Raw genomic sequence first — 5,644 nt, 5'->3', positions numbered from 1 at the left:
GCATGTTCCGCGTCCTTGCAATACTGTGTTTACATACAGTCTATCGCTTAGCGGAAAGTTCTTTTACCCTCAGCCGAAATGCCTGCCGTTGCTAGACATTGCCAGCCAGTGCCCGTCACTCCCACTCGATTGTAAACAAGCACACAAAACCCTTTAGTGACAACAATTTGCAAGAACTATCAGGCTCAGTGCCATGAAAAATACCATGACCAGATCATGAGGTTGAACACGGCTTGCGCCGGCAGCGTTCACGCTCCTGGTCGGCGATCTCGCCCGGCTGCAATGCTAGCTCAGCATCGGTCATGCGCTCCAGCACGTCGCGTAGGCGGATGGTGCAAGGAATGGGCGGCAGCTCGAACTCATAGCCGCCGGCGATCATTTCGGCCGCAATCTCCTCGGTGATGAAAAACGGCTCGTCGTCTTGGTTCGGCTTCTTCATGCCCTTTCCTCCTGGCGCTCATCCTGGCCGACAGCGGCCAGGGCATCGGCTTCCGTCAATGCGTCCTCCACGAACGCGCCGTGCTGCTTCGCTTCGGCCTGGCTGACCTCGGCCCATATCCGTTTCACCTGGGCCGCACTGTACCCGGCCAGCTCGGCGGTCTTGTTGATGCTGTAGCCGGACTTGCGCAGCGCGACAACTTGGGCGCGGCGCTTCGGATCAGCACGGCGGCCCTTGTACCGCCCGGCCTGGCGGGCCAACTCAATGCCTTGGCGCTGGCGTTCGCGCCTGTCCTCGTAGTCGTCGCGGGCCATCTGCAAGGCCAGGCGAAAAAGCATGATCTGCACGGCTTCCAGCACGATCTTGGCGACGCCCTGGGCCTCGGCCGCCAGGTCGGATAGATCGACCACGCCAGGGACGGCCAGGCGTGCGCCTTTGGCCTGTATCGAGGCCACCAGGCGCTCGGCCTCGGGCAAAGGTAGGCGGCTGATGCGGTCGATCTTCTCGGCAATGACCACCTCGCCGGGCTGTAGGTCGCCGATCATGCGCAGCAGCTCAGGCCGGTCGGCGCGTGCGCCGGATGCCTTCTCACGGTAGATGCCGGCGACGTAGTAGCCGGCGGCCTTCGCGGCCGTAGTGATCGCCTCTTGGCGTTCCAAGTCCTGCGCGTCGGTGCTGACGCGCAGATAGACCCGCGCCACCATCGGCGCGGCTACTGGCTTCGTCCTGCGCATACTTGCGGGCTCCTTTGGGCATACTCAAATGCACCCATCTTAAACTGGCAGCTAATGTACAAAAGTTGATAGAAGCACACAAGTTCAATTTTGCACTTCTGCCCCACTATTGCAAAACTGCTTGTTAGTAGCCGTTTTTTCTTACTGTTTATAGATTCAATAATTTTTGAAACGAAAAATTGGGACTAAACATTTCGGTTTCGTTTTCTGTCGATTCGTCCTGCGTATCTTTTGCATAAACAAACATTTGTTGTTCGTAGTTTTCGATGGCATTTTCAATACTTGTAAATTCTCCGTTTGTAAGGTTTTCAGACAATATCAAAGCATCCAATAATCCCGTATTTACACCCTGTCCTGCAAAAGGCGACATCAAATGAGCAGCATCGCCAATCATTGTTATGGGTAATGGACGGTTACTTTTCCAATCATTGTTCAAAGGAAATTTCCTTGTGGGCAAGCATTGAAATGTTGATACCGAACGTATTAATTGTTTGTAAACTTCACTCCATTTGGAAAATCTTTTCAATAAAAAATCGGCAACGCTGTTTCTGTCCTGAAAATCTAAGGGAATTTTATTTTTCCATTCATCGGGCGTTTTAAAACTAATTCCTAAATACAATGCACCATTATTATTGGGATTGGCAAACAATAAAATGCCCTGATGTCCCGCCATTAATCGGTTGCCGTTGCATAGCTGAAAAAATCCGGGACAGTTTATTTCCGGTTGAAGAATATCAGCTTGGATGTTGAAAGTACCGGTTTCTTCAACTTGCGTGTCGGTAACAAAGCTCCTTATTTTCGACATTCCACCATTGGCAAGAATAACCAAATCTGCTGTTTCACTCGGTTTATTCTCAAAAGTTAGTGTCCACTTCTTCTTACCAGGTTCAAGCATAACAAGTTTTCTATCCCAAATAACCGTGTCGTTTTCTAAACTATTCAACAAGATAGCCCTTAAGTCATTTCTGTTTATTTCAGGATTGTCAAATCGATTTTCGGGCTTTACATTTTTTGTGGATAAAATATTGCCTTTTTCATCAGCAATATTTACACCCATTGGTAAGGCTAAGTCATAATAAGTTTGTAACAATCCCGCTTTTTTCATTGCTTCCTGACCTGAACCTTTGTGTAGGTCAAGGGTTCCACCAAAAATTCTTGCCTCTCGGTCGTTGTCTCTTTCGTAAACTGAAACGTCTATGCCGTTTTGCTGTAATAATTTTGCCATAGTCAGTCCAACGGGTCCACCACCAATTATTGCAACGTTCTTATCACTAAGTAAATTCATTTGTTTGTCCGTATCTATTCGCATTGTCATTCAAAAATGGCACATAACAAGTGGCTATACGCCAAATGGCGTATATATCCACTATATCTTATTTTGCTAAACCTTTCATTATCAGTGACAAATCCGTTTTCAACCGTTTACCGTTCGTTTCTACTCTCTCAAAAGGATTTATATTCATAGTGCTTTTTGTTAAGTTTTGCTCAAATATACAAATCCTTTCTATATATCTAACAAATCCATCGGACTTTTTAATTGTTCCATTCCCTTGGTGGTAATATGTGTATAAACCTCAGTTGTTTTACTGCTTGAATGACCTAACAACGATTGAATATAACGTAAACTCGTACCATTCTCAAGCAAATGCGTTGCAAAGCTATGTCGTAAGGTATGTACAGTAACTTCCTTTTGAATCTTTGCTTTTAAAACAGCTGCTTTAAAAATGTTTTGAATACTTCGGCTTGAGTATGCGCCACCTTTTTGACCTTCAAATAAATAATCTTTTGGTTTATATTCCATAAAGTATGTTCTTAAAATAATTAATGTTTTCTCAGATAAAATGGTATAACGATCTCTTTTTCCTTTTGACTGTTCTATACGAATTTGCATGCGCTTGGAGTCAATGTCTTTTATTTTCAGGTTTATACATTCAGAAATGCGCAAACCTGCCGAATAAATAGTCATCAGAATAGCCTTGTGTTTCACGTTTTCAATAGCGCGTAGTACCCGAATGGTTTCTTCTTCACTCATCACAACAGGAAGTGTTTTTTCTTTTTTTGGTCTTTCGATGAAATATGTTTTCCGTTGTCCACCCAAAACACGTTCGTAATAAAACTGGCACTGTTGCAAAGTTAGCGATGAGGCAGCCTTTTGTCTTATTCAAAGGCCTTACATTTCAAAAACTCTGCTTACCAGGCGCATTTCGCCCAGGGGATCACCATAATAAAATGCTGAGGCCTGGCCTTTGCGTAGTGCACGCATCACCTCAATACCTTTGATGGTGGCGTAAGCCGTCTTCATGGATTTAAATCCCAGCGTGGCGCCGATTATCCGTTTCAGTTTGCCATGATCGCATTCAATCACGTTGTTCCGGTACTTAATCTGTCGGTGTTCAACGTCAGACGGGCACCGGCCTTCGCGTTTGAGCAGAGCAAGCGCGCGACCATAGGCGGGCGCTTTATCCGTGTTGATGAATCGCGGGATCTGCCACTTCTTCACGTTGTTGAGGATTTTACCCAGAAACCGGTATGCAGCTTTGCTGTTACGACGGGAGGAGAGATAAAAATCGACAGTGCGGCCCCGGCTGTCGACGGCCCGGTACAGATACGCCCAGCGGCCATTGACCTTCACGTAGGTTTCATCCATGTGCCACGGGCGAAGATCGGAAGGGTTACGCCAGTACCAGCGCAGCCGTTTTTCCATTTCAGGCGCATAACGCTGAACCCAGCGGTAAATCGTGGAGTGATCGACATTCACTCCGCGTTCAGCCAGCATCTCCTGCAGCTCACGGTAACTGATGCCGTATTTGCAGTACCAGCGTACGGCCCACAGAATGATGTCACGCTGAAAATGCCGGCCTTTGAATGGGTTCATGTGCAGCTCCATCAGCAAAAGGGGATGATAAGTTTATCACCACCGACTATTTGCAACAGTGCCGATAAAAATATATCATCATGAACAATAAAACTGTCTGCTTACATAAACAGTAATACAAGGGGTGTTATGAGCCATATTCAACGGGAAACGTCTTGCTCGAGGCCGCGATTAAATTCCAACCTGGATGCTGATTTATATGGGTATAGATGGGCTCGCGATAATGTCGGGCAATCAGGTGCGACAATCTATCGATTGTATGGGAAGCCCGATGCGCCAGAGTTGTTTCTGAAACATGGCAAAGGTAGCGTTGCCAATGATGTTACAGATGAGATGGTCAGACTAAACTGGCTGACGGCATTTATGCCTCTTCCGACCATCAAGCATTTTATCCGTACTCCTGATGATGCATGGTTACTCACCACTGCGATCCCCGGGAAAACAGCATTCCAGGTATTAGAAGAATATCCTGATTCAGGTGAAAATATTGTTGATGCGCTGGCAGCGTTCCTGCGCCGGTTGCATTCGATTCCTGTTTGTAATTGTCCTTTTAACAGCGATCGCGCATTTCGTCTCGCTCAGGCGCAATCACGAATGAATAACGGTTTGGTTGATGCGAGTGATTTTGATGACGAGCGTAATGGCTGGCCTGTTGAACAAGTCTGGAAAGAAATGCATAAGCTTTTGCCATTCTCACCGGATTCAGTCGTCACTCATGGTGATTTCTCACTTGATAACCTTATTTTTGACGAGGGGAAATTAATAGGTTGTATTGATGTTGGACGAGTCGGAATCGCAGACCGATACCAGGATCTTGCCATCCTATGGAACTGCCTCGGTGAGTTTTCTCCTTCATTACAGAAACGGCTTTTTCAAAAATATGGTATTGATAATCCTGATATGAATAAATTGCAGTTTCATTTGATGCTCGATGAGTTTTTCTAATCAGAATTGGTTAATTGGTTGTAACACTGGCAGAGCATTACGCTGACTTGACGGGACGGCGCTTCCCTACCCTCATGGCCGCCTCCCAGGAATCGACCCAGGTGCTTATCGTGGACATAATCCTTTACTCATAAATTTATCTTATTCCATTATTGTACCTGTCACGCAAAACTTGCAGAAAAGCCATAAACGCAGGAGAATCCTGTCGGCGGTGAGGATAATAAATATGGTAGCCGTCAAAATATGGACACCACTCGGTCAGAACAGCAATCAGCTTGCCGCTTTTGATATATCCATCTGCAACATACTCGGGAATATAGGCAATCCCCAGCCCGTCTAATGCTGCATCGAGCTGATGAATCGTGCTGTTCGCAATATATTGCCCTTTGACTTTCAGACTGAATTTCTGAGCATCTTTCTCGAATTCCCAGGCGTACAATCCACTCGTATCAGAATAGCGGACGTTAATGCAGTTGTGGTTCAAAAGATCCTGCGGCTTCCTGGGCTTAGCATAACGCTTAAAATGGCACTGTTGCAAAGTTAGCGATGAGGCAGCCTTTTGTCTTATTCAAAGGCCTTACATTTCAAAAACTCTGCTTACCAGGCGCATTTCGCCCAGGGGATCACCATAATAAAATGCTGAGGCCTGGC

Annotated in this window: 7 protein-coding genes; 1 reads left to right on the top strand and 6 read right to left on the bottom strand. The window is 46.3% G+C overall.

Features of this window, described 5'->3' with window-relative positions:
* Positions 1-214: 214 nt before the first annotated feature.
* The 5 genes from FTV14_RS15660 to FTV14_RS15640 all read right to left on the bottom strand — a co-directional run bounded on the left by FTV14_RS15660 (position 215) and on the right by FTV14_RS15640 (position 4,048).
* Positions 215-439 (bottom strand): hypothetical protein, encoded by a 225-nt coding sequence (locus FTV14_RS15660; protein WP_000743213.1) that lies wholly within the window; start codon positions 437-439, stop codon positions 215-217.
* Positions 436-1,173 carry a recombinase family protein gene (locus FTV14_RS15655; protein WP_001366550.1) on the bottom strand — a complete coding sequence of 246 codons (738 nt, stop codon included), beginning with the start codon at positions 1,171-1,173 and terminating at the stop codon, positions 436-438. The genes FTV14_RS15660 and FTV14_RS15655 overlap by 4 nt, the downstream gene beginning before the upstream one ends.
* A gap of 148 nt (positions 1,174-1,321) precedes the next feature.
* Entirely contained in the window at positions 1,322-2,488 is a 1,167-nt protein-coding gene (locus FTV14_RS15650; RefSeq protein WP_024160783.1) for a tetracycline-inactivating monooxygenase Tet(X3), read from the bottom strand.
* A gap of 189 nt (positions 2,489-2,677) precedes the next feature.
* Complete coding sequence (locus tag FTV14_RS15645; RefSeq protein ID WP_205779272.1) at positions 2,678-3,271, bottom strand: tyrosine-type recombinase/integrase; 594 nt, start codon at positions 3,269-3,271, stop codon at positions 2,678-2,680.
* A 72-nt stretch (positions 3,272-3,343) separates the two neighbouring features.
* The gene (locus FTV14_RS15640; protein WP_163451784.1) at positions 3,344-4,048 is read right to left on the bottom strand and encodes an IS6-like element IS26 family transposase; all 705 of its coding nucleotides are present in this window, start codon (positions 4,046-4,048) and stop codon (positions 3,344-3,346) included.
* A gap of 129 nt (positions 4,049-4,177) precedes the next feature.
* On the opposite strand from FTV14_RS15640, the gene FTV14_RS15635 reads away from it, so the two are divergent.
* On the top strand, positions 4,178-4,993 hold the full coding sequence (locus FTV14_RS15635) for an APH(3')-I family aminoglycoside O-phosphotransferase (RefSeq protein WP_000018323.1): 816 nt from the start codon (positions 4,178-4,180) through the stop codon (positions 4,991-4,993).
* Positions 4,994-5,129: 136 nt separating this feature from the next.
* Here FTV14_RS15635 and FTV14_RS15630 read toward each other — a convergent pair whose 3' ends face one another.
* Positions 5,130-5,531 (bottom strand): LysR substrate-binding domain-containing protein, encoded by a 402-nt coding sequence (locus FTV14_RS15630; RefSeq protein WP_001183556.1) that lies wholly within the window; start codon positions 5,529-5,531, stop codon positions 5,130-5,132.
* Positions 5,532-5,644 lie beyond the last annotated feature (113 nt).

This window comes from Acinetobacter sp. YH12236 (assembly GCF_013417645.1).
Classification (GTDB): domain Bacteria; phylum Pseudomonadota; class Gammaproteobacteria; order Pseudomonadales; family Moraxellaceae; genus Acinetobacter.
Note: the sequence above shows the minus strand (reverse complement) of the source record. Positions and strands in the feature narration are given on the sequence as shown.

Excerpts from the sequence above, each read along its gene's own strand:
- FTV14_RS15660 (WP_000743213.1), bottom strand. The coding sequence starts at position 439 with ATGAAGAAGCCGAACCAAGACGACGAGCCGTTTTTCATCACCGAGGAG.
- FTV14_RS15655 (WP_001366550.1), bottom strand. The coding sequence starts at position 1,173 with ATGCGCAGGACGAAGCCAGTAGCCGCGCCGATGGTGGCGCGGGTCTAT.
- FTV14_RS15650 (WP_024160783.1), bottom strand. The coding sequence starts at position 2,488 with ATGACAATGCGAATAGATACGGACAAACAAATGAATTTACTTAGTGAT.
- FTV14_RS15640 (WP_163451784.1), bottom strand. The coding sequence starts at position 4,048 with ATGAACCCATTCAAAGGCCGGCATTTTCAGCGTGACATCATTCTGTGG.
- FTV14_RS15635 (WP_000018323.1), top strand. The coding sequence starts at position 4,178 with ATGAGCCATATTCAACGGGAAACGTCTTGCTCGAGGCCGCGATTAAAT.